16 protein-coding genes are annotated in these 22,082 nt (G+C 70.7%); 11 read left to right on the plus strand and 5 right to left on the minus strand.

Features of this window, described 5'->3' with window-relative positions:
- The first annotated feature begins 178 nt into the window (after positions 1–178).
- A complete protein-coding gene (locus ACWD6P_RS01865; protein ID WP_451442011.1) occupies positions 179–2,614 on the plus strand; it encodes a SpoIIE family protein phosphatase in 2,436 nt (811 codons plus the stop codon).
- Between the two features lie 55 nt (positions 2,615–2,669).
- Here the strand turns inward: ACWD6P_RS01865 and ACWD6P_RS01870 are convergent, their stop codons facing one another.
- Positions 2,670–3,833 (minus strand): NAD-dependent formate dehydrogenase, encoded by a 1,164-nt coding sequence (locus tag ACWD6P_RS01870; RefSeq protein WP_451442012.1) that lies wholly within the window; start codon positions 3,831–3,833, stop codon positions 2,670–2,672.
- Positions 3,834–4,130: 297 nt separating this feature from the next.
- Entirely contained in the window at positions 4,131–5,462 is a 1,332-nt protein-coding gene (locus ACWD6P_RS01875; protein ID WP_451442013.1) for an alpha/beta fold hydrolase, read from the minus strand.
- A 597-nt stretch (positions 5,463–6,059) separates the two neighbouring features.
- On the opposite strand from ACWD6P_RS01875, the gene ACWD6P_RS01880 reads away from it, so the two are divergent.
- The 3 genes from ACWD6P_RS01880 to ACWD6P_RS01890 all read left to right on the plus strand — a co-directional run bounded on the left by ACWD6P_RS01880 (position 6,060) and on the right by ACWD6P_RS01890 (position 9,566).
- Complete coding sequence (locus ACWD6P_RS01880) at positions 6,060–6,785, plus strand: hypothetical protein (protein WP_451442014.1); 726 nt, start codon at positions 6,060–6,062, stop codon at positions 6,783–6,785.
- Positions 6,689–8,065, plus strand: coding sequence for a sensor histidine kinase (locus ACWD6P_RS01885; protein WP_451442015.1), 1,377 nt, complete (start codon positions 6,689–6,691; stop codon positions 8,063–8,065). Before ACWD6P_RS01880 ends, ACWD6P_RS01885 begins: the two co-directional genes overlap by 97 nt.
- A 94-nt stretch (positions 8,066–8,159) precedes the next feature.
- Positions 8,160–9,566 carry a cellulase family glycosylhydrolase gene (locus tag ACWD6P_RS01890; RefSeq protein WP_451442016.1) on the plus strand — a complete coding sequence of 469 codons (1,407 nt, stop codon included), beginning with the start codon at positions 8,160–8,162 and terminating at the stop codon, positions 9,564–9,566.
- Positions 9,567–9,686: 120 nt separating this feature from the next.
- Here ACWD6P_RS01890 and ACWD6P_RS01895 read toward each other — a convergent pair whose 3' ends face one another.
- The gene (locus ACWD6P_RS01895; protein WP_451442017.1) at positions 9,687–9,953 is read right to left on the minus strand and encodes a hypothetical protein; all 267 of its coding nucleotides are present in this window, start codon (positions 9,951–9,953) and stop codon (positions 9,687–9,689) included.
- A gap of 153 nt (positions 9,954–10,106) precedes the next feature.
- Positions 10,107–10,712, minus strand: coding sequence for a GNAT family N-acetyltransferase (locus ACWD6P_RS01900; RefSeq protein ID WP_451442018.1), 606 nt, complete (start codon positions 10,710–10,712; stop codon positions 10,107–10,109).
- Between the two features lie 300 nt (positions 10,713–11,012).
- Between ACWD6P_RS01900 and ACWD6P_RS01905 the strand changes: the two genes are divergently transcribed.
- The 7 genes from ACWD6P_RS01905 (at position 11,013) to ACWD6P_RS01935 (ending at position 20,033) form a co-directional block, all read left to right on the plus strand.
- Positions 11,013–11,378, plus strand: coding sequence for a hypothetical protein (locus tag ACWD6P_RS01905; RefSeq protein WP_451442019.1), 366 nt, complete (start codon positions 11,013–11,015; stop codon positions 11,376–11,378).
- Between the two features lie 614 nt (positions 11,379–11,992).
- Entirely contained in the window at positions 11,993–12,904 is a 912-nt protein-coding gene (locus ACWD6P_RS01910; protein WP_451442020.1) for a cyclase family protein, read from the plus strand.
- A 120-nt stretch (positions 12,905–13,024) separates the two neighbouring features.
- Entirely contained in the window at positions 13,025–14,614 is a 1,590-nt protein-coding gene (locus ACWD6P_RS01915) for a GMC oxidoreductase (RefSeq protein WP_451442021.1), read from the plus strand.
- 162 nt (positions 14,615–14,776) lie between these two features.
- Positions 14,777–15,619, plus strand: coding sequence for an SDR family oxidoreductase (locus ACWD6P_RS01920; protein WP_451442022.1), 843 nt, complete (start codon positions 14,777–14,779; stop codon positions 15,617–15,619).
- 78 nt (positions 15,620–15,697) lie between these two features.
- Positions 15,698–17,164: a cytochrome ubiquinol oxidase subunit I gene (locus tag ACWD6P_RS01925; RefSeq protein WP_451442255.1), complete on the plus strand. Its 1,467-nt coding sequence runs from the start codon at positions 15,698–15,700 to the stop codon at positions 17,162–17,164.
- Positions 17,161–18,201, plus strand: a complete 1,041-nt coding sequence (locus ACWD6P_RS01930; protein ID WP_451442023.1) for a cytochrome d ubiquinol oxidase subunit II — start codon at positions 17,161–17,163, stop codon at positions 18,199–18,201. Before ACWD6P_RS01925 ends, ACWD6P_RS01930 begins: the two co-directional genes overlap by 4 nt.
- Before the next feature lie 50 nt (positions 18,202–18,251).
- Positions 18,252–20,033, plus strand: coding sequence for a cation:proton antiporter (locus ACWD6P_RS01935; RefSeq protein WP_451442024.1), 1,782 nt, complete (start codon positions 18,252–18,254; stop codon positions 20,031–20,033).
- A gap of 12 nt (positions 20,034–20,045) precedes the next feature.
- Here ACWD6P_RS01935 and ACWD6P_RS01940 read toward each other — a convergent pair whose 3' ends face one another.
- Positions 20,046–21,899, minus strand: a complete 1,854-nt coding sequence (locus tag ACWD6P_RS01940) for a glycoside hydrolase family 15 protein (RefSeq protein WP_451442025.1) — start codon at positions 21,897–21,899, stop codon at positions 20,046–20,048.
- Positions 21,900–22,082: the final 183 nt, after the last annotated feature.

Below are 22,082 nucleotides of genomic sequence, written 5' to 3' on the forward strand. Positions count from 1 at the left end.
CGGCGCCTGGCCGTGCCCGCGGGGGTGAGCCCGCGCAGGGGCCGTGCGAAGCGCGCGGAGTGCCGCTACCAGGCCGATACTGGGTTCCAGTCGAGCCAGACGCCGGATCGGGGCAGAGCGAGCAGTGCCCCGGGTGTCGACGCGCGGTCCCGCTGGGACAGTACGAGAGTGGCAGGCGATGGACACACCGGTGACGACTTTCAGCGAGGGCCCCAACGACCCGTTCGCCGTGTGTCGCTCGGCCTCCGCGGTGCTGGACGGCGAAGGGCGGGTCGTCGGCTGGAGCGAGCGTGCCGAGGCGCTGCTCGGCCATGCGCCCGAGGACGTGCTGGGGCGGGCGGCGCGCGAGGTCCTGCTCGATGCGCGCGACGAAGACGTGGTCATGGACGCGGTGGCGGCCTGCGTGAGCGCTGGGGGCTGGTTCGGGACCCTCCCCGTACGAGACCGCGACGGCAAGCGGGTGGAGCTGGGCTGCCGGGTCCGGGCGGTGGCGCGGGCGGACGGCGGTATCGAGTGGATGGTCGTCGGCGCGCCCGCGGAGCAGGTGATCCAGTGGGAGACGGACCGCTCGGTCCTGGACGGAATGTTCCGCCGGTCCCCGATCGGTCTTTCCGTGCACGCCCCCGACCTGAGCATTCTGCGGGTGAACCGGGCGATCGCGCGGTTCGGTGGCGTCCCGGCTGAGTACTACCCGGGGCTGCGCACCGGTGACTTCGTCATCGGCCGGGACGCGGAAACGGTGGAGGCACGGCTGCGCCGGGTGCTCGAAACGGGCGAGCCGCTGATCTTCACCGAGCAGCCCTGCCATCTGCGGCACGACCCCGACCGGGAGCTGGTCGTCTCCGTCTCGGCGTTCCGGATGCAGGACTCCTCGGGCCGGATCCTCGGCGTCACCCAGATGGTGGAGGACGTCACCGACCGCTACCGGGCCCGCCGGAGACTGGCGCTCCTCAACGAGGCCGGTGCCCGGATCGGCACCACCCTCGACGTGGAGCGTACGGCGCGCGAGCTGGCCGAGGTGGCGGTGCCCGACCTCGCCGACTGTGCCTCCGTCGACCTGCTCGAACCGGTCACCCGTGGTGAGGAACCGGACCAGGAGGCGTCGGCCCCCGTGGTCAGGACGGCCGTCCGGAGCAGCGCACCCGAGGCGCCCCCCGTGATGTTTCCGGTGGGCCACACGATGCACTTCCCTCCGCAGGCCCCGCAGGCCAGATGCCTTGCCGAGCGGCGCCCCGTCCTCGAACCGGTCCTGGAATTCCCGCCCGGGTGGGCCTGTCTCGACCCCGACAAGGTCGAGCGGGTCCTGGAACTGGGCGTCCACTCGCTCATCGTCGTACCGCTGGTCGCACGCGGCCTCGTACTGGGCGTGGTGAGCCTGTGGCGGTGGCAGCGGCCCGAGCCGTTCGAGGAGGACGACCTCACGCTGGCCGAGGAGTTCGCCGCCCGGGCCGCCGTCTGCATCGACAACGCCCGCCGCTACACCCAGCAGCACCAGGCCGCGCTCGCGCTCCAGCGCAGCCTGCTCCCGCGCGAGGTGCCCGAGCACCCGGCGGTCGAGGTCGACCACCGGTATCTGCCGGCCGACGCCACCACCGGCGTCGGCGGCGACTGGTTCGACGTCATCCCGCTCTCCGGGCTGCGGGTCGCCCTCGTCGTCGGCGACGTGGTCGGCCATGGCATCCACGCGGCGGCCACCATGGGCCGGCTGCGTACCGCCGTCCACACACTCGCCAACCTCGACCTGCCCCCGGACGAGGTCCTCTCCCACCTGGACGACCTCGTGGACCGGCTGGCGGCCGAGCAGGAGGCGACCGACGAACGTGCCCCGCAGGTCATCGGCGCGACCTGCCTGTACGCCGTCTACGACCCGGTCTCCCGGCGCTGCGCCCTCGCCCGCGCCGGCCATCCGCCGCCTGCGGTGGCGACACCGGACGGACGGGTGGAATTCCCCGATCTGCCGGCCGGCCCGCCGCTCGGCCTCGGCGGGCTGCCGTTCGAAGCCGTCGAGCTGGAACTGCCCGAAGGCAGCCTGCTCGCCCTCTACACCGACGGACTCCTCGCGGCCCGGCGCGGGGACGTCGACGAGGGCCTGGCGCTCCTGCGCGGGGCGCTGAGCGATCCCGCCCGCTCGCTGGAAGACACCTGCAAGGCGGTGGAAGAGACGCTGCTGACCGACCGCCCCGGCGATGACATCGCGCTGCTCACCGCCCGCACCCGCTGCCTGGCCGCACACAAGGTGGCCACCTGGGAACTCTCGGCGGAGCCGACCGCGGCGGCCGAGGGCCGGACGCTCGCGGTGGCTCAGCTCAACGACTGGGGGCTGGGGGACGTGGCCCTGACGACCGAGCTGATCGTCAGTGAGCTGGTCACCAACGCCTACCGCTACAGCAGCGGCCCGGTCACCCTCCGGCTCATCCGGGACCGCCACCTCATCTGCGAGGTCTCGGACACCAGCAGCACCTCCCCCCATCTGCGCCACGCCGCCACCACCGACGAAGGCGGCCGCGGCCTCTTCCTGGTCGCCCAACTCACCGAACGCTGGGGCACCCGCTACGTGCGCAACGGCAAGACCATCTGGACGGAGCAGCCGCTGCCGTCCGCGGGAACCGCATGAGCTCGGCGGCGAACCGTATGAGCTCGGCGGCGACGCGCCCGCCGGTCGTGGTGCGTCATCCGGCGACCGTGTACGAACGCGCTCCGGTCCCCGCGAGCCCACCGCCGTCGACGATCAGGTACTCCGGGCGGATGGGACGCCCGTCGAGCCAGCACTCCAGGATCTCCCGGGTGCCGGCGGCGTAGCGGGCCTGCGCCGACAGCGTCGTACCGGCCACATGCGGCGTCATCGCCTCGTACGGCATGGTGCGCCAGGGATGGTCGGGCGGTGGCGGCTGCGGATACCAGACGTCACCGGCGTAACCGGCGAGTTGGCCGCTGTGGAGGGCCCGCACCACGGCGTCCCGGTTGACGATGAGCGCGCGTGCGGTGTTGACGATGTACGACCCGCGCTTCATGGCCCCGATCAGTTCGTCGTCGAAGAGGTTCTGCGTCTGCGGATGCAGCGGAGTGTGGATGGACAGCACGTCGACCGAGGAGACCAGCGAACGGGCGTCGGGGTGGTAGGTGAGCTCCAGCTCCTCCTCGACGTCCCGGGGCAGCCGGTGCACGTCGCAGTAGTGCAGGGTGACGTCGAACGGCTTGAGGCGCCGCAGCACCGCCTGGCCGATACGGCCGGAGCCGAGGACGCCCACGTGCATACCTTCGAGGTCGTAGGCGCGCGACACACTGTCCGCGATGTTCCAGCCCTTCTTGGCGGTCACCCACTCATGGGCGGGCATGTAGTTGTGCACCAGCGTGAGGATCTGCATGACGGCGTGCTCGGACACGCTGATGCTGTTGCTGTAGGTCACCTCCGCCACCGTCATGCCGTGGGAGATGGCGCTCGGCAGGTCGACGTGGTCCGACCCGATCCCGGCGGTGATCGCGAGTCCGAGCCGGGGCGCCGCGGCGATGCGCTCGGACGTCAGATAGGCGGGCCAGAAGGGCTGAGAGATCACCACGTCGGAGTCGGGCAGCTCGCGGTCCAGCGTGGAGCCCGCTCCCTCCTTGTCGGACGTGACGACGAACGTGTGGCCGCGCTCCTGAAGGAAGCGGCGCAGCCCCAGTTCTCCCGATACGCAGCCGAGCAGCTGCCCTGGGGTGAATGCGATGGCCTGCGGGGTCGGCGCGGTCTGACCGCCCGGATAGCCGGCGATGGTGGGAATCTCGTCACGGGCGTATTCGGGTGGATAGCCGCCCACGGGATCCGGATAGAGCACCGCAAGGATCTTTGCCATGGCCGCCCTCCATCAGTGGGGCCACTGCACCGGAAAACCGGCAGTGCGCGGTGGATCGATGGAACACCGATGATCTTGAATTTTAGTCGAGTGGGTGTCTGCGCTGCAATGCCCGGCACAATGCGCCAAGTATGGCCGCTGGATAGGGATACGACTCTGCCTATGACTCCGTTCTGCCTATGACTCCGTCTCGTCCGGGCTGTCTCCTTCCGTTACTCCGTAGCGTGCGCATCGTTTCGTGCGCATGGTTTCGATTTCACCCAGGCCTCGATCGGCCGGTGTGCGGTCCTCTCGTGATCAGTTCTCGGCGGCGGGGGCGCAACGGCTCCCGGCGCTCGGGGGCTTCAGTTCGGTGAGGTAGTCGTCAACGGCGTCGCGTGTGCAGTCACTTCGGCCGTAGACGCTGTGCCCCGCGCCCTCGTACGGCAGCAGGACAGTCGTTCTGCGGGTCTGCCGGTGGATACGGGTCGCCCACGCGTAGTGGTTCGCCGGGTCGTGCAGCGAATGCAGCATCAGGATCTTGGGTGCGTCGGTGATGCGCAGACGGTGCTGCGGATTGTTCACCTCGTTCGGCCAGCCGACGCAGCCGGCCACCGCCGCGTGCACACGTGGTGAGCCGCGCATATGCGGTGCGGCCCGCAGCTCGGCTTCGGTCAGGCCGGCGAACTCCCGGAAGTCCCTCGGCCGGAATCGCCAGTCCTGGCAGAACACCGCGTGAAACGGTTCCGCGGTCGTCCGCTGTTCTGGGTTCTCCGATATCTGCGGTGACCTCTGCGACTGAGTTCGCTGAGTCCGCTGAGAATGCCGATAGTGCCGATAATGCCGAGAATTCCGCGGTTCCTTCGGTCGCTGTGCGTCCAGCTCCGCTATGTATGCGGCCAGCTCATCCCACTCCGGGCCGTAGAACGCTTTGAAGGCGGTGAGTGTGATCGCGTTCGCGGTGAGCACCTGGTCCGGGCTCTTCGGGTCAGATATCTCCCCGCGGTCCGCCCTGGCGAGCAAGCCGTCCCACACGGCGGTGACGTCCCGGCCGTACAGCGCACAGGAGCCGGTGCGCTCACACCACTTCACGAACTGCTGGAACGAGTCCTCCGCGGTGGCCGCTGAGGAGACCATGAACTCCCGGGCGCCCAGGCTGTGGTCGACGTTCGCGGTGAGGGCCATGGTCCGGATCCGGTCGCCGTACTGCTCCGCGTACTGCTCGCCGATCAGCGTGCCGTAGGAGTGGCCGAAGTAATTGATCTTCTTCTCGCCCAGCGATCTGCGCAGCGCGTCCATGTCCCGGACGACGCTCAAGGTGTCGGCGTGGTCGAAGACCGGGCCACTGTGTCGTCGGCAGTCCTTACGTAACGTCCGGTTGAACCGGGCGAGTTGGTCGAACTCCGCCTGGTTGCGCGGGTATGCCGACGGACGCTGGTCCAGCAGCTTCTGCGGGCACTTGACCGGTTGGCTGCCTCCGACACCCCGCGGATCGAACCCGATGATGTCGAACTTCTCCCGGACCTCCGCGCTGAAGTGGGACTTGGCACGGCGTACGGCGAAGTCCACACCTGAATCGCCCGGCCCGCCAGGGTTGACCAGCAGTACGCCGACCCGGCGATCCGGATCAGCGGCCTTGCGACGGGCCACCGCAAGGCCAAACTTTTCACCGGCCGGGCGCGCCCAGTCCACGGGAAGCCGCAGGGTCCCGCATTCCGCTGCGGCGTCCTGGGGGCACGGCTTCCAGTCGATGGCGTCCCGAGTCGTCGGGCTTCTGCCGGGAGGGCCGGCATCCGCCGCCCGCACGCCCGGCGTCGACGCTCCGGCGAGTAATCCGGCGGTGAGCACTCCGGAGAGCGCCCTGAAGAGCGGTTGCATGAAGTCCTTTCCAAGGCCTGCGAAGTCTTTCCAAGGCCTGCGAAGTCTGACGAAATGGATCGCGGGAGTTGTCCCTAGTCGACGGTGACAGCGAGCCGATCGTGGGCACAACTGTGCGAGACGGGATTCAGGGAAGTCACCGGGACGTGCCCAGGGTTGCCCTAGGGGCAGCGCCTAAGGGATTGCCCTCGGACCCCTGAGTTCTGCCCGGACTTGGCGCGGCTCCGCAGGGCGAGGGCCCACAGCCGTGGCGGCCGCCCCGCTTCCGTCACATGGATGGGGAACCGTCACACAATCGTCGGGTTGCCGCAACGCGGGGCAACGAACATGATCGGTCCTGTACGCCACCGCCGCCTCCCGCTGTCTGGAATGACCGTGCCGCTCCTCCGCTCCCTGCCCGCCCCCGGTCCCGCACGGGCGACGGCCCTGGCAGTCGCGGCGGTGAGTACGGCGGCGCTCCTGGGCGGGTGTGCGGCGACCGGGGCGCCCAAGAGCGCAGGTCACACGCGTGTCGCCGCCGCTCCGGCGCCCCTGTGGCCCGAGCGCCCGCCCGCGCCGCCGCCCTCACCGGACAGTGGCGGCGAGGCCGGGCCGATGCCCCTCCGCGCACTGCCCCCGGTACGGTCCGGCGACATCCGCAGGGTGTCCGCGCTCTCCGTCGTCCAGGCACAGATCGCCGAGGACGCCCGCCGCCACGCGCCGGCCTTCAGCAAGGCCACCGAGCGCAAGATCGCCCAGTGCGCCGCCAAGCCCAAGCCCTGTCCCGTACGGGCCCCGCAGTACCACGATCTGACGGGCGACGGGAAGGACGAGCTGATCGTCGGCGTCGAGGGCGAGGAGCACATCCTGGCCGTGTGGGTCTATGTGCTCAAGCGCGGGGTGGTGAACCGGATCCTGGACACCGCCGGAACTCCGACGTCGGTGGACGTGGCGAACGGTGACCTGATCATGCGGGAGCCCACGGACTCGCCCGGGTACGAGATCCGCACGGTGCACTCATGGGACGCGCGATACCAGATCATGGTGCTCCGGGCCACGGAGTTCGACCGGCGGACGACCTCCTCCGCCGCGCCGAAGTCGGAGCGAACCCGGTGAGCCCCCGACGGCCGCGGCCACCGCGGCTCCTGCCCACCTGGGCCGCGACCCTCTACGGCAGGTCCGCCGTCTTCATCACCGTCATGTGCTGCCTGCTCGCGGCGCTGCTCGGCATCCTCGTGCACGTGCTGGTCGGCAGGCAGACCGAGGACCGGGCCAGGAGCGCGGCCCTGGACGAACTGGACAGGGCGGTGACCGCGTACGTCGCCGGGGAACCCCTCGGCCGCAACGCCGCGGTGGACCCGCCGGACCTGCCCGCGCCGCTCCGCGAGATGGCCGTGCGCCGCCAGGAGCGCGGCACCGAACTCGCCGACCACGACGGCCGCCCGACGATGTGGGCCAGCACCCCCGCCGACGGGGGCAAGGTCCTGGCCGTGCGCCTGGACTACAGCGCCCGGGCCGCTGCCCTCCGTGGGCTGGACCAGGCAATCATCGGCTCCTCGGCCGCCGCGATCGCCGTCACCCTCGTCGTCGGACTGATCGCGGTCTCCCGCGTCACCCGCCGCCTGCACCGCACCGCCCTGGTCGCCCGACGCATCAGCGCCGGCGATCTCGACGCACGAGTGAACGACCCCCGCGCCCGGTGCCCCGACCAGGCCCAGGACGAGCCGGCCGCCGTGGCGGCCGCACTCGACGCGATGGCCGCCACCCTGCAGGGCAAACTCCACAGCGAACAGCGCTTCACCGCCGACGTCTCCCACGAACTGCGCACCCCGCTCGCCGGACTCCACGCCGCGGCCGAGCTGCTGCCGCCCGGCCGACCCACGGACATGGTGCGTGACCGCGTCGGGACCATGCGCCGGCTGACCGAGGACCTGCTGGAGATCTCGCGGCTCGACGCGCAGGTCGAACAGGCAGACCTGGACGTCCACCAGCTCGGCCGGCTGGTGGAGCGCGCGGTGCGTGCCACGGGGACGACGACCGAGGTCCGCGTCGTCAAGGACGCGCGCGTGGAGACCGACCGGCGCAGGCTGGAGCGCGTACTGGGCAACCTCGTCGCCAACGCCCACAAGCACGGCGCTCCGCCGGTGGTGGTATCCCTCGACGGCCCGGTGATCACCGTACGGGACCACGGCGACGGGTACCCCCCGTACCTCCTGGAGCAGGGCCCCCAGCGGTTCAGGAGCCAGTCGGGGCACGACGGCGGCAAGAAGACCGGACACGGCCTGGGCCTGACGATCGCCGCCGGCCAAGCGCACGTCCTCGGCGCCACCCTGCACTTCTCCAATTCCCCCGAGGGCGGAGCCGTCGCCACGCTCCGCCTCCCGAACGAAGTGTGAAACGAGCCCCCGAGGCCGCCTCGGGTTTCAGCGGAAGGGCTGACGGTCATCTGTTCGGGAGGGCATGTCGGTGTCGGTGTGAAGCGTGGGGGCCATGACCGGTTGCGGATTCGCGTTCAAGGCGGGAGTGACCCTGGCGGTCGTCCTCGCGCTGCTGTCACCGGGCACGGCACGGGCGGATGCGCCGCCTGCACCGGCCCCGCTCACCGACGACCGCGGGCGCACGCTCACCCTGCGCGGCTGGAACGTCGAGGACAAGACGCACCGCGGCGCCGATGCGCTCAGCGCCGTCACGGAGCGGCACTTCCGTGACATGCACGACCAGGGTTTCAACTTCGCGCGTCTGCTGGTCTTCTGGGACGACCTGGAACCGCGGCCCGGACACTACAGCGCGCGCTACCTCCGGAAGATCGAACGGATCCTGGACTGGGCCCACCGCTGGCGCATCCAGGTCGTCATCGACGCCCACCAGGACGTCTTCGGGCCGGAGTTCGGCCACCGCGGCATTCCCGAGTGGGCGACCCGCACCGACGGGCTGCCCTTCACCCCGCACCCGGGGGACTGGTTCGCGGAGTACTTCGAACCGGCGGTGCAGGCCGCCTTCGAGCACCTCTACGAGGACCGCGACCTCCAGCGGGCGCAGGCCCGTATGTGGCAGGTGCTCGCCCGGCGCCTGGCCGACCACCCCGCCGTGTACGGCTACGACCTGATCAACGAGCCCATGGGGCGGCTCCGCGAGGGCGAGGACCTTCCGGCGGCCGCCCACCGCATCGAGTCCGAGCAGTTGACGCCGATGTACAACCGGATCGCGGACGCCATCCGCACGGTCGACCGCCACAGCAGGCTGTTCGTCGAACCGACCCCGATCGTCGGCGAGGGCCTGCCCACCGGCCTCGGCCGCATCCACGACCCCAAGGTCGTCTACGCGCCGCACTTCTACAACGCCGCCATGGAAGCGGGCGGCGACTACGACCCCTCGGCGCGCTGGATCGAGGCCTACGAGAACACCGTCACCCGCTACCCGAGTGCCCAGCACATACCGGTCGTCGTGGGCGAGTGGGGCCCCCGGGACAGCTCGCTGCCCCACATGGCGCGCTTCTACGGCGATGCCCTCGCCTCCCTCGACCGCTACAGCTCCGGCTGGGCGGGCTATGTGTGGTGCTACGGCGGCGGATACTGCGCCGTCGGCGAGGACGGCCGCTTCCGCCCCAACAAGGAGCAGACCGCGCGCCCTTACGCCCCTGCCGTCGCAGGCACGGTGCGCGAGCAGGCCTATGATCCTGCGGCGCGCGCCCTCCGCCTGGTCTACGACTCCCCGGGGCGGCCCGGCGTCAGCGAGCTGTCGACCCCGCCCACGGCCGTGGGATGGCGGGTGTCGGTCCAGGGCCCGGCGGTGGCCTGGCCGCGTACCGTGCCGGCGGGGGAGCGGGGAACGGTACGGGTGTGGACCAATCCCGGTGCCTCCGGCAGGGTCACGGTGACGGTCTCGCCACGGGGGTAGGCGCGCGCGGCGGACGCGAACTGCCCGCCAGCGGAACTGGCGGGCAGGCATACGAGTCGCGACGGTGCGGGGCGCGACGCCGCACCCCGGAGCATTCCGCCCCGGGGTGCGGCGCCGGTGTCAGCGGCCGCCTCGCCGGGTGACGACGGTGTCGTCGATGTCGCCCCCGGCACGCTGCTTGACGATGTCGACCCTCTTGTGGTTGTCGATGAAGACGTTCGTGACGCAACCGTCCGGGGGGAGCAGGAGGCTGAACGACGCCGCGCACCGAATGTCCTGCTCGAAGATCTCGTCAACCCAGCCCTTTGCGCTGGCCGTGCCGGCTGCCGACAGCAGCAGCGCACCGGCCCCGAGAGCGCCCGCGAACATCCGCATTGCCTTACCCACGACGGAACTTCCTTCCTGTCCTGGTCCCGGTCGTGCACCGGGATCACCGCCATAACGAAGCAGCAACAGGTTGATCACGCTGCGTTACTCCGTCGTGGTGACGGCCCTGCCGGGAGTGGAACTTCACGGACGGTTCCCGGGCATGAGTGGGGCTCAGGCGTCGGCCGGGTGGCGCGGCTCGCGCCACATCGCCCACAGCACCGGCCCGTCCTCCGGCCGCAGCTCCTGACGCACGGTGAAGCCGAAGTGCTCGTAGAAGGGGAGGTTGGACGGTTTGGAGGACTCCAGATAGGCGGGGAGGCCCGCCGCATCGGCCTTGGCCAGCCCCGAGCGCAGCAGGGCGGCCCCGTGCCCCTGCCCCTGGGCGGCCGGGTCGGCGCCGATCAGCGCCAGGTACCAGTGCGGCTCCTGCGGCGTGTGCTTGGCCGCCGCCTCGACGGTGTCCCTGAACAGGGGTGCCCGGTCGCCGAGGATGTCCTGGAGCTCGGCAATGGTCTCCGCGTCGGGAACGGTCTTGGCCTGCGCCTCCGGCGGTACCCAGAACGCGGCCGCGGCCTCCGTGTTCTCGCAGATGGCGTGGTGGACGTACTGCCGGGTGAAGATCGTGGTGAAGTAGCGGCCCAGCCCTGCCGCGCGCGAGGCGTCGTCGGGGAAGAAACGGCGCATCATCGGGTCGTCGTCGAAGGCGCGGGCCAGTATGCGGCTGATCAGCGGAGCATCGTCGATCGTCGTCGCCTTCGGAATGTTTGCTATCGACATACGGGTCATTCTGCACCCGGTGATCTTGGGTGGCGGCGCGGGGTCCCGGTCTGCTCGCGGCGAGCCGAACCGCACCGGCAGTCAGGCCGGTTGGCGTGAGGAGACCGGCCCGTACCGGGGTGCGGGACTCGCCGCGTTCGCCCGCCCCGGCGGCGAGCTCCTGGCCGAAACCCTGGGCGAGTTACCTGCTCCTGGCACCGGCGCGTCGCCGAACAGTGCGGGATATAGCACATTACCCTTTGATTACTGTACGAAGTCGATCATTTACTGATCGTATCCGCTCAATCTATCGGAGATGTAATGCGCAAGCTTCGCAGGGCTGCCGTCGTGGCCGCCGCACTCGGCAGCATCGCCATCCTCGGCGCAGGCACTGCCCACGCCGACGGCGGCAAGGGTGGCAGCCGGTACGACATCAAGCAGGGCAGCTCCTGTCGGTCGCACGACCTGAACGTCGACGTCCTCGGCGAGGTCGGGATCCTCAACGGCCTGCTGGGCAACGCGCTCGGCGGCGAGGGTGCCCCGGGTGCTCAGGACACCAAGATCGGCTCGTCCATGGGCTGCAACAACAGCTTCAGCAACGGCGGCAAGGACGACAAGGGAGGCAAGGAAGACCACGGGGACATGGAAGGTAAGGGGGACATGGACGAGAAGGAAGACAAGGACTGAGAAACGGGTCCCGGTGTCCGAGCCACAGGCCGGCCGCCGGGACCCGGCATTGCCCCTTCTCGTCTTGCGGTTGAGCTGAAAGGCCGTGGTACCGGGCTCTCGGGGAAGCCCGGTACCACGCCTGGAGGCCCGCACCTGTCAGGTGAACCCGCCTGCGCAAGCGAGCACTTCGGCTGAGCCGCCCCGGGGAAGATCTCCAACGAGGCCGCAGCCCTCACCGGCGGCAGAGTCACCGTCTCCATCGACGACGTCATGGTCCTTGCCACAGCCGACCAGCGCGAAGGGCTCTGCCAGCACCTCGGCATCACGTTCCGCCGACCGTGGTGAGGCCGCCGGAGCAGTAGCGGGCGTGCACGGCGGTCACTGGTTCCGCCGCTGGACGGCGCCTCGCGCAAGGCCCGGGATGCGTGGCGCCCAGTGGAGGCCGACAGTGGAACCAGAGCCCCGCGCCGCATGAGGAGGAGCTCACGTGACGGAGCGTACGAACGGAGACGAACCGGCGTTCCGTATCCCGTCCCGGTGAGCCGCGGCGCTCCGTCTCCGGCCCGGACAGGGTGGTCACCGTCAGCTCGCACCCGCGTCGCCCACCGTCGCCTCCCGCGGCGCCGCCCGTCATGCCCGAGGCGGCCTTCCGGTCCCTGTACCGTCAGCTGCGTGACGAGGCCCTGGACGGCACGGACCGCCGGCGCGGAGCGCTGAGCCGGCTCACTCCCGAGCGTGTGGTGGCCGCCGCCGAGGTCCGGTGCGGACGTACGGTCTCGCTTGCCGCCACCATCGAGACCCGTCCGGGTCCGGACAATCCGCAGCCGGCGTCCCACCGGATGACCGCACCGGCGCAGCGGGAGGCCGCTGCCCACGGGCTGCGGTTCGCCCTCGACCGGTTCGCCATGAACGTGCACGGGGACGCCGACAGCCACCTCGACGCGCTGTGCCACGTGATGTTCGACGGCGAACTCTACGGCGGTCTCCCGGCGAGCAGCGTGACACCGGACGGCGCCGGCGCGCTCACGCTGGACCTGGTCCGAGACGGCATCGTCGGCCGCGGCGTCCTCCTGGACATCCCGCGGCTGCGCCGAGTGCCGTGGCTCGAACCCGGCGACTGTGTGACCGCCGACGATCTCGTGGCGGCCGAGAACGCCCAGGACGTCACGGTCGGACCGGGCGATCTGCTCTTCGTGCGGGTCGGGCACCGTCGTCGGCGCCGCAGCCTCGGCGCCTGGAACGCGGCGCAGGCCCGCGCGGGCCTGCATCCGGCAGCGATGCGCTTCCTGGCCGAGCGGCGGGTGGCCGTCCTGGGCTCGGACGGCAACAACGACACGGCCCCCAGTGTGGTGACCGGGGTCGCCTTTCCGGTGCATGTGCTGGCCATGCACGCCATGGGGGTGCACCTGATGGACTACCTGGACTTCGAGGAACTGGTCCCGGCGTGCGAACAGCTGCGCCGTTGGCACTTCCTGTGCGTGGTCGCCCCCCTGCGGCTCCCGGCGGCCACCGGCTCTCCGGTGAACCCGATCGCCGTCCTGTGACCGCGCCGGGCGCCGTTCCAGGTGCCGCGCTGCCGCCGGGCGTATACGTTCGAAGAGGGAAAGTGCGCTGGCAGGTCCCGGCAGTCCCGGCAACGGACGAGGACCGCAAAGGCAAGGACGGTGGTCGCCGTGGGCGGCTCCTCCCACTACGACGTCATCATCATCGGCAGCGGCGCCGGCGGTGGCACGCTCGCCCACCGGCTCGCCCCCTCGGGCAAGCGGGTGCTCATCCTCGAACGCGGTGGCTTCCTGCCGCGTGAACGCGACAACTGGGACTCCACCGCCGTGTTCGTCAGGGCGAAGTACCGGGCTCCGGAGTTCTGGCTCGACAAACACGGCAACGAGTTCCCGCCCGAGGTCAACTACTACGTCGGCGGCAACACCAAGTTCTACGGCGCGGCGCTGTTCCGGCTGCGCCCCGAGGACTTCGGCGAACTACGCCACCACGACGGGGTGTCTCCCGCCTGGCCGATCCGCTACGAGGACCTGGAGCCGTACTACACCCAGGCGGAACACCTCTATCTGGTGCACGGCCGGCACGGCGAGGACCCCTGGGAAGGGCCCTGCAGCGGACCGTACGCCTACCCGCCGGTCGAACACGAGCCGCGCATCCAGCAGTTGAGCGACGACCTGGAGAAGCAGGGACTGCACCCCTTCCACCTGCCCATCGGGGTCAACCTCGACCAGGACGAGCACGGGCAGGCGACCCACTCCAGTGTCTGCATCCGCTGCAACCGGGTGGACGGCTTCCCGTGCCTGGTCCGCGGCAAGTCCGACGCCCAGGTGATCTGTGTGGAACCGGCACTGCGGCACCCCAATGTCGAACTCGTCCTGCACGCCCGGGTGACGAGGCTGGAGACCGATCCCACGGGGCGCAGCGTCACGGCGGTCGTCGCCCGGCTCCCGGGCGAGGAGGAGGCCCGGTTCTCCGCGGACATCGTGGTCGTGGCCTGCGGGGCGGTCAACTCCGCCGCCCTGCTGCTCGCTTCGGCGAACGACCGGCACCCCCGAGGCCTGGCGAACAGCTCGGACGTGGTCGGCCGGCACTACATGCGGCACAACAACCTCGCGCTGATGGCCATTTCGAAGGAGCCCAACGACACCCAGTTCCAGAAGACCCTCGCCCTGCACGACTGGTACCTGGGTGCGGACGACTGGGACCACCCCCTCGGTGGGATCCAGATGCTCGGCAAGTCGGATGCCGAGCAGATCCACGGCGAGGCCCCGCGCTGGGCCGGAGCGGTGGTACCGGACATGCCCTTCGAGGTCCTGGCCCATCACGCCGTCGACTTCTGGCTGTGCGGAGAGGACCTCCCGCAGCCCGGCAACCGGGTCACGCTGGACGGCGACGGCCGCATTCACCTCACGCTCGACGAGACCAACAACATCGCCGGCCTCAACCGTCTGCGGCACAAGCTCCAGCAGATGCTCGGCCACCTGGGCATGCACGAGCACCATCTGCTGTCCCGCAGCATCTACCTGCACAAGGGCATGCCGATCGGCGCCACCGCGCACCAGGCGGGCACGGTGCGGTTCGGCGACGACCCGGCGTCCTCGGCCCTGGACGTCGACTGCAAGGCCCATGACCTGGACAACCTGTACGTCGTCGACACGAGCTTCTTCCCGAGCATCGGCGCCGTCAATCCGTCCTTGACGGCCATCGCGAACGCCCTTCGGGTGGGCGACCACCTCCTGGCGCGGCTCGGCTGACCGGTGTGCGGCGGCGCACCTCCGACCGGGGGAAGATCGTCAGCCGGGCAGCGCAAAGCCGGTCATTGCGACGCGGCCCCGCCCCGCCACGGTGATTGTGTGACGGCTGCACTTCCGGGCCACGGTCCGGCTGACCCGGCTCGCCCGGTGGAGGAGAGAGTCATGGTGAGTTCCCCCGAGGGCGTACCTCAGGACGTGATCCCCGCGCATCTGCTGAAGGGGCAGAAGGCGCTGGTCACCGGCGCGAACTCGGGAATCGGCAGGGCGACGGCCGTCGCGCTCGGCCGGGCCGGAGCCGATGTGGTCGTGAACTACGTGGCGGGCCGTGCGGAAGCCGACAAGGTGGTCGAGGAGATCGCGTCCTTCGGGGTGCGGGCGGCGGCCTACGAGGCGGATGTGTCCGACGAGGACCAGGTCGTCGCCATGACGGACCGGATGGTCCGGGAATTCGGCACGATCGACATCCTCGTCGCCAACGCCGGACTGCAGCGGGACGCCCCGTTCGCCGAGATGACCCTCGCCCAGTGGCAGAAGGTCCTCGACGTGAACCTCACCGGGCAGTTCCTCTGCGCCCGCGAGGCGACCAAGGAGTTCCTGCGACGCGGGGTCGTCCCCGAGGTGTCGCGCGCGGCCGGGAAGATCATCTGTATGAGCTCGGTGCACCAGATCATCCCGTGGGCCGGGCACGTCAACTACGCGGCGTCCAAGGGCGGCGTACAGATGATGATGGAGACGCTGGCCCAGGAACTCGCCCCGCAGAAGATCCGCGTGAACGCCATCGCCCCGGGAGCCATCAAGACCCCCATCAACCGCGACGCCTGGGACACCCCGGAGGCCCGGCAGGATCTCCTGCGGCTGATCCCCTACGACCGCATCGGCGACCCCGAGGACATCGCCCACGCGGCCGTCGGCCTCGCCTCCGACCTCATGGACTACGTCGTGGGCACCACCGTCTACGTGGACGGCGGGATGACCCTCTTCCCCGGCTTCGCCACCGGCGGCTGACCCACCTCACTCGCGTCGGCCTCCGGGGAGACTCACTTGCAGACCACGGTTTCGTTGCTGGCGGACGCGCCCGCGCAGATGCTCCCGGCCAGATCGCTGATGGCCTTCACCCTCGCCTCCCACATCATTCTGGTGCCCCTGGGCGTGGCCCTGCCGCTGATCACGCTCATCCTGCACGGCTACGGTCTGCGGCGCGGCGACCCGACCGCCCTGCTGCTGGCGCGGCGGTGGTCGGCTGTCATGGCGGTCCAGTTCGCGATCGGGGTCGTCACCGGCACCGTGCTGTCCTTCGAGTTCGGGCTGCTGTGGCCGGGCATGATGGGCAGGTGGGGCGATGTCTTCGGCATCGGATTCGGCGTCGAGGCCTGGGCCTTCTTCCTGGAAGCCGTCCTGATCGCCATCTACTTGTACGGCTGGCGGAGGCTGCCGTCCCGGACCCACTTCCTGCTCGGACTGCCCCTGCCCGCCGCGGCCCTGCTCGGTGCCTTCGGGATCCTGGCCGCCAACTCCTGGATGAACACCCCGCGGGGCTTCTCCCTCGACTCCGCGGGCAACCCCGTCGACGTGAAGATCTGGAACGCGATCTTCACGCCCATGTTCGGCCCGCAGTACTGGCACTTCGTCGTGGCGATGCTGGTGACGGCGGGATACGTCGTGGCCGGCGTCTACGCCGCCGGCTGGCTGCGCGGCCGCCGGGACCGCTACCACCGGCTCGGATTCACCATCCCCTTCACACTGGCCGCGGTGTTCACACCGGTGCAGTTCGTGCTGGGCGACTCCATCGCCCGGCAGGTCTTCCACAAGCAGCCGGTGAAGTTCGCCGCGATGGAGATCGTCTGGAAGACCGACACCCATGTGCCGGAGTACCTGTTCGGCCGGCTGCATCCGGACGGGACCATCTCCGGCGGCATCCGGATCCCGCAGCTCGACTCCATCCTCGCCGGCTTCCACCCGGACACCAAGGTGACCGGGCTGACCTCCGTCCCCGCGAGCGAGCGGCCGACGGCCACTCAGGCCACCATCGCCCACTGGGCCTTCGACATCATGGTCGGCATCGGCTCCGCGCTGGTGCTGCTCGCCCTGTGGTACGCCCTGGTCTGGCTGCGCCGCCGCAGGCTGCCCGCCTCACCGTGGTTCTTCCGGTGCGCCGCCGTGGCCGGCCTGGCCTCCGTCGTCGCCGTCGAATGCGGCTGGATCACCACCGAGGTGGGCCGCCAGCCGTGGATCGTCTACGAGAACATGCGGGTCGCCGAAGCGGTGACGGCGACGCGTTCCACCAGCCTGTGGATCATGTTCGGCCTGGTCATCGTGGTGTACGTCGTCGTCTTCGGCTCGTTCCTTGCGGTGCTGCTGAGGATGCGCACCCGCTGGCGGCTCGCCGACGCGACGGGCGGGAGGGGGACCCCTTCGGGGACACCGTCGGGGACCCCGTCGGAGACACCGGAGACGGACACCCCGTACGGGCCGCGCACCGCCGTCCCGTCCGCGGACACGTCCCGGCCGGGCGGCAACGGAACCTCCTCGTCCACGGGGGGACGAGGATGATCGCCGGCGTCATCGCCGTTGTGCTGCTGCTCGCGGTCGCCGCCTATGCCTGTGCCGGCGGCACCGACTACGGAGCCGGCTTCTGGGACCTGACCGCGGGCGGAGCGGAGCGCGGCAAGCGTCCCCGCTGGCTGATCGACCATGCGATGGCTCCCGTATGGGAGGTCAACAACGTCTGGCTGATCTTCGTGCTGGTCATCATGTGGACGGGCTTCCCCGTCTTCTTCCAGCGGGTGTTCACGGCCATGTGGCTGCCCCTGGCACTGGCCACCGTCGGCATCGTCCTGCGCGGCGCCGGCTTCGCCCTGCGCAAGCCCGTCAGACGGCTGGCCGGCCGGCGCCTGTACGGAGCGATGTTCGCCGTCTCCTCGCTGCTGACGCCGTTCTTCCTCGGCGCCGCGGCCGGGGGAGTGGCCTCGGGCCGGGTGACACCGGCGACGACGGCATCGACGGAGGCCTGGTCCAACCCCACCTCGGTCCTCTTCGGCCTGCTCGCCGTCGCGACCACGGCGTTGCTCGGCGCGGTGTTCCTGGCAGCCGACGCCCGGCGCTTCGCCGCGCCGGATCTCGACGGCTACTTCCGGCGGCGGGCGCTGGGCGCCCTGGCCGTCGTCGCCGTGCTCGCCGTGACCACGCTGTTCGTCACCCATGGGGACGCGCCGCACGTATGGCACGGGCTGACGCACGGCGTGGGGCTCGTCCTCGTCGTCGTGGCGGCACTGGGCACGCTCGCCACCGCCTGGTCGCTGATCCGCCCCTCCGGGGCCTGGTCCCGGGTCACCGCGGCCGGTGTGGTCGCCTCCGCCGTCCTGGCCTGGGGCATGGCGCAGCGCCCGTACCTCGTCCCGACCTCGCTGACCGTGGCCGAGGGCGCGGGCGCGCACACCACGCTCCGCTGGCTGGCGGTCGTCACGCTGGTGGCGGTCGTGCTGATCGTCCCCGCGGTCGCGCTGCTCTACTGGCTGGACACCCACGGCGAGCTGGAGGGCCTCACCGACGCCGACCTGCGGCGCGGTGCCGCCGGTGACGAGGACTGACCCGGTGGCGGGCACGGAGCACAGGGCGCACGCCGAAGGGTGAGGGAGCGGTGACCGAGGACGAGATCCTGCTGGGCATCGGGCTGACCGTGGCCCTGGCCGTCGGTGCCCAGATCCTCGCGAGCCGACTGCGGATCCCGGCCCTGATCGTCCTGCTCCCGGCAGGCTTCGCCGCCGGAGCCGTCACCGACGCCGTCCACCCCGACAGGCTCGTGGGACCGGCCTTCCCCCCTTTGGTGTCGCTGGCGGTGGCGCTCATCCTCTACGACGCCGGGCTGGGACTGGACCTGCGCCACCTCAAGGGCGCGATGCGGCATGTCGTCGTCCGGCTCATCGTGCTCGGTGTGCTGCTGACCTGCGGTGCCGTCGTGGGCCTGGGGCCGGCCCTGTTCCATGTGCCGTTCGCCGCGGCCGCCATGACCGGCGTGATCCTCGTCGTGTCCGGGCCGACCGTCGTCGGTCCGCTGCTCGACCACGTCAGGCCGTCGGACCAGGTGCGCCGGGCCCTGCTGTGGGAAGGGTCGCTGATCGATCCCGTCGGCGCCATCCTCGGCGCCGTCGTCTTCCACTCCATCGTCTCCGGCGGATTCCAGACCGGCCACGGATTCCGGGCCGCCTCCTTCGTCGCCGCCCTCGCCGTCGGGCTGGTGGGCGGCGCGGTCGGCGCCGGGCTGCTGTGGGTCACCCTCCGGCTGCTCAGACTGGGCGAGACGCTCGGCACGCTGGCCCAACTGGCCACCGTCGTCGCGGTGGCCGCGGGCTGCGACATGGTCTTCGACGACACCGGGCTGATCGCCGCGATCGTCACCGGGCTGACCGTCGCGAACCTGCCCGGCTTCGACATGCCCGCACGCCGGCCGTTCTTCGAGACGCTCGTGCAGCTCATCACCGGCCTGCTGTTCATCTCCATCTCGGCGACGGTGACGCCCACGTCCGTCGTCCCGGTGCTGCTGCCCACCCTCGCGCTCGTCGCGGTCCTCGTCCTGCTGGTCAGGCCCCTGGTCGCCCTGCTGTCCACCACCAGGTCGGATCTCGCCGCCCGCGAACGCGCCTTCATCGGCTGGATGGCGCCGCGCGGCATCGTCGCCGCGTCCACCGCCACGACGTTCTCCGCCTCGCTCACCGCCGCGGGCCTGCGTGGCGCCGACAGGATCCTTCCCGTCACCTTCCTGGTGATCGTCGCCACGGTCGTGGTCTACGCACTGACGGCGAGGCCGGTGGCCGTCAGGCTGGGCGTCGCCCGCCCCACGCGCGCCCGCCCGCTCCTGGTGGGCGGCGATCCCTGGGTCATCGATCTGGCCCGGTCGCTGCGGACCGCCGGACTCGACGTGCTGATGTGGGCGGGGCGCGCAGCGGAGCGGGACCGGATCGCGGAAGCGGGAATCGAACTGGCCGTGGGGGAGCTCATGGCCGTGGCCGCCGATCCGCAGGCACGGCTGGAGGGGGTGACCTCGGTCTACCTGCTCACCGCCGACGACGACTTCAACGCACTGGCGTCGATCGTCATGCAGGACAGCGTCGACGGCCCGGTCTACCGCGTCGGCCCGCCACCCGACAGCCAGGGCGTCGTCGCCCCCTACACCGCCGGTGACACCGTCTTCGGCCCGGGCCTCGTCCGCCACGCCCTGGCGGCCCGTCATGAGCAGGGCGCCCGCTGCCACGTACAGCCCGCGTCGCTCCCGTGCCCGCCGGGACACGAGACGCTGTTCGTCGTACGGCGCGACGGCCGGCTGGAACCGGTCACCGGGGCCCGGCCGGTCACCGCGGCGGAAGGCGACACGCTCGTCCTGCTCGGACCCGGGCCGGCGACGCGTACGGGGCCGGGCACCTGAACCTGGGCCGGACTACCGGCGGTCGAGCGCCGCGTTCAGGGTGATGGCCGCGTCGATGAGCGCGAGATGCGTGAAGGCCTGCGGAAAATTACCCAACTGACGTCCCGTCAGTTCGATCTCCTCGGAGTACAGGCCCAGATGGTTGGCGTACCCCATCATCTTCTCGAACACCAGCCTCGACCGGTCCAGCCGTCCCGCGCGTGCCAGCGCATCGACGTACATGAACGTGCACAGGGAGAAGGTGCCTTCGGAGCCGCGCAGGCCGTCGGGCGAGGCCTCGGGGTTGTAGCGGTAGACCAGGCTGTCGCTCACCAGCTCCTGCTCCATGGCGTCGAGGGTGGAGCGCCACATGGGGTCGTCGGACGTGATGAACCCGACCGTCGACATCCGCAGCAGCGAGGAGTCGAGTACGTCACCGCCGTAGTGCTGGACGAACGCCTGACGGCCCTCGCTCCACCCCTTCGCCATGACCTGCTCGTAGATCTCGTCCCGGGCGCTGTGCCAGCGAGTGGCCGCGGACGGCCGGCCGTTCGACTCGGCGAGCCGCAGCGCGCGGTCGAACGCCACCCACGACATCACCCGGCCGTAGGTGAAGTGCTTGCGGCCGCCGCGGGTCTCCCACAGGCCCTCGCCCGCCTGGTCCCAGTGGTCGACCAGCCAGTCGAGGTTCGTCAGCAGCGAGGTCCATCCCCGGTGCCCCACCTGGATCCCGTGCCGGTGCGCGAAGTAGATGCTGTCGAGGGCCTCGCCGTAGATGTCCAGCTGAAGCTGTGTGGCGGCACCGTTGCCGATGCGCACCGGAGCCGAACGCGCATAGCCTTCCCAGTGGTCGAGGGTCTGCTCCTCCAGGTCGGAGGAGCCGTCGACCTTGTACATGATGTTGAGCGGTCCGGAGTCTCCGTCGCTGCCGGCCCGCTCCTTGACCCGGTCGCCGAGCCATCCGATGAACGCCCTGGCCTCGTCGGTGAAGCCCAGTCCCAGCAGGGCGTACACGGAGAACGAGGCGTCCCGGACCCAGGTGAAGCGGTAGTCCCAGTTGCGCTCGCCGCCCAGTTGCTCCGGGAGCGCCGCCGTCGGGGCGGCCACCAGGGCACCGGTGGGAGCGTAGGTCATGAGCTTCAGCGTGATCGCGGAGCGCTCCACCGTCTCGCGCCAGCGCCCCGAGTAGCGTGACTGGCCCAGCCACGAGCGCCAGAACGCCACGGTGTCGTCGAAGAGCTGCTGGTATTCCGCGAGTCGGATCGCCCTGGGCGGCCCGTCGGCGGCCGACTCCAGGACCAGCCCGCGCTGCTGGCCCGCCCGCAGGGTCAGCGCGAAGCGCAGATCGTCCTGCCGGTCCGTGAGGGCGTCCACCAGCCGGGCGTCCACCAGCCGGGCGTCCTCCGGTTCGCGGACGGTGTGCACGGTGAGCTCCCCACCGCCGTCCGCGGCGAACACCGCCCCGTGCTCGGTGATGCGCAACCGGTGGGCCTTGCGCCCGTAGTCGAACCGCGGGGCGATCTCGACCTCGAAGGTCATGCTGCCGCGCACACACCGGACCATGCGCACCAGACGGTGGCTCGGCGTGACCGTCGTCCCGGTCGGAGGCATGAAGTCGAGCACCTCACCGGCGCCCGCCTCGGTCATGAACCGGGTCACCAGGACCGCCGTGTCCGGCAGGTACAACTGCTTGGTCGCATAGGTCGTGTGGAGAGGACGGACCGTACAGTGCCCGCCCTTGTCCTTGTCCAGGAGCGCCCCGAACACGCTGGGTGAGTCGAACCGCGGGAGGCAGAACCAGTCGACCGTCCCATCCGTGGTCACCAGTGCCGCGGTCTGCAGATCGCCCAGCAGGCCATGGTTCTCGATCAGTGGGTAGTCGTCCATCGGGGCGCCCCCTTTCGGCGTGCGACGCACCCGCATACGGCCCCACGATCAGCGTATGCCGGGGGCCCGGCCGCGGCGCGCCGAGTTCGGACACCTGCGATATGCGCTGGTCGCGGCCGTGATCGCCGACAACGGCCACCGCCCACCGCGCCGGCCGACGAACCTCCGGAGCACCTGAACCGG

It is taken from the genome of Streptomyces sp. NPDC002446 (assembly GCF_053595675.1).

Excerpts from the sequence above, each read along its gene's own strand:
- ACWD6P_RS01865 (WP_451442011.1), top strand. The coding sequence starts at position 179 with ATGGACACACCGGTGACGACTTTCAGCGAGGGCCCCAACGACCCGTTC.
- ACWD6P_RS01910 (WP_451442020.1), top strand. The coding sequence starts at position 11,993 with ATGCCCGAGGCGGCCTTCCGGTCCCTGTACCGTCAGCTGCGTGACGAG.
- ACWD6P_RS01940 (WP_451442025.1), bottom strand. The coding sequence starts at position 21,899 with ATGGACGACTACCCACTGATCGAGAACCATGGCCTGCTGGGCGATCTG.
- ACWD6P_RS01930 (WP_451442023.1), top strand. The coding sequence starts at position 17,161 with ATGATCGCCGGCGTCATCGCCGTTGTGCTGCTGCTCGCGGTCGCCGCC.
- ACWD6P_RS01890 (WP_451442016.1), top strand. The coding sequence starts at position 8,160 with ATGACCGGTTGCGGATTCGCGTTCAAGGCGGGAGTGACCCTGGCGGTC.
- ACWD6P_RS01880 (WP_451442014.1), top strand. The coding sequence starts at position 6,060 with ATGACCGTGCCGCTCCTCCGCTCCCTGCCCGCCCCCGGTCCCGCACGG.
- ACWD6P_RS01885 (WP_451442015.1), top strand. The coding sequence starts at position 6,689 with ATGGGACGCGCGATACCAGATCATGGTGCTCCGGGCCACGGAGTTCGA.
- ACWD6P_RS01920 (WP_451442022.1), top strand. The coding sequence starts at position 14,777 with ATGGTGAGTTCCCCCGAGGGCGTACCTCAGGACGTGATCCCCGCGCAT.
- ACWD6P_RS01870 (WP_451442012.1), bottom strand. The coding sequence starts at position 3,833 with ATGGCAAAGATCCTTGCGGTGCTCTATCCGGATCCCGTGGGCGGCTAT.
- ACWD6P_RS01900 (WP_451442018.1), bottom strand. The coding sequence starts at position 10,712 with ATGTCGATAGCAAACATTCCGAAGGCGACGACGATCGACGATGCTCCG.
- ACWD6P_RS01925 (WP_451442255.1), top strand. The coding sequence starts at position 15,698 with ATGCTCCCGGCCAGATCGCTGATGGCCTTCACCCTCGCCTCCCACATC.
- ACWD6P_RS01905 (WP_451442019.1), top strand. The coding sequence starts at position 11,013 with ATGCGCAAGCTTCGCAGGGCTGCCGTCGTGGCCGCCGCACTCGGCAGC.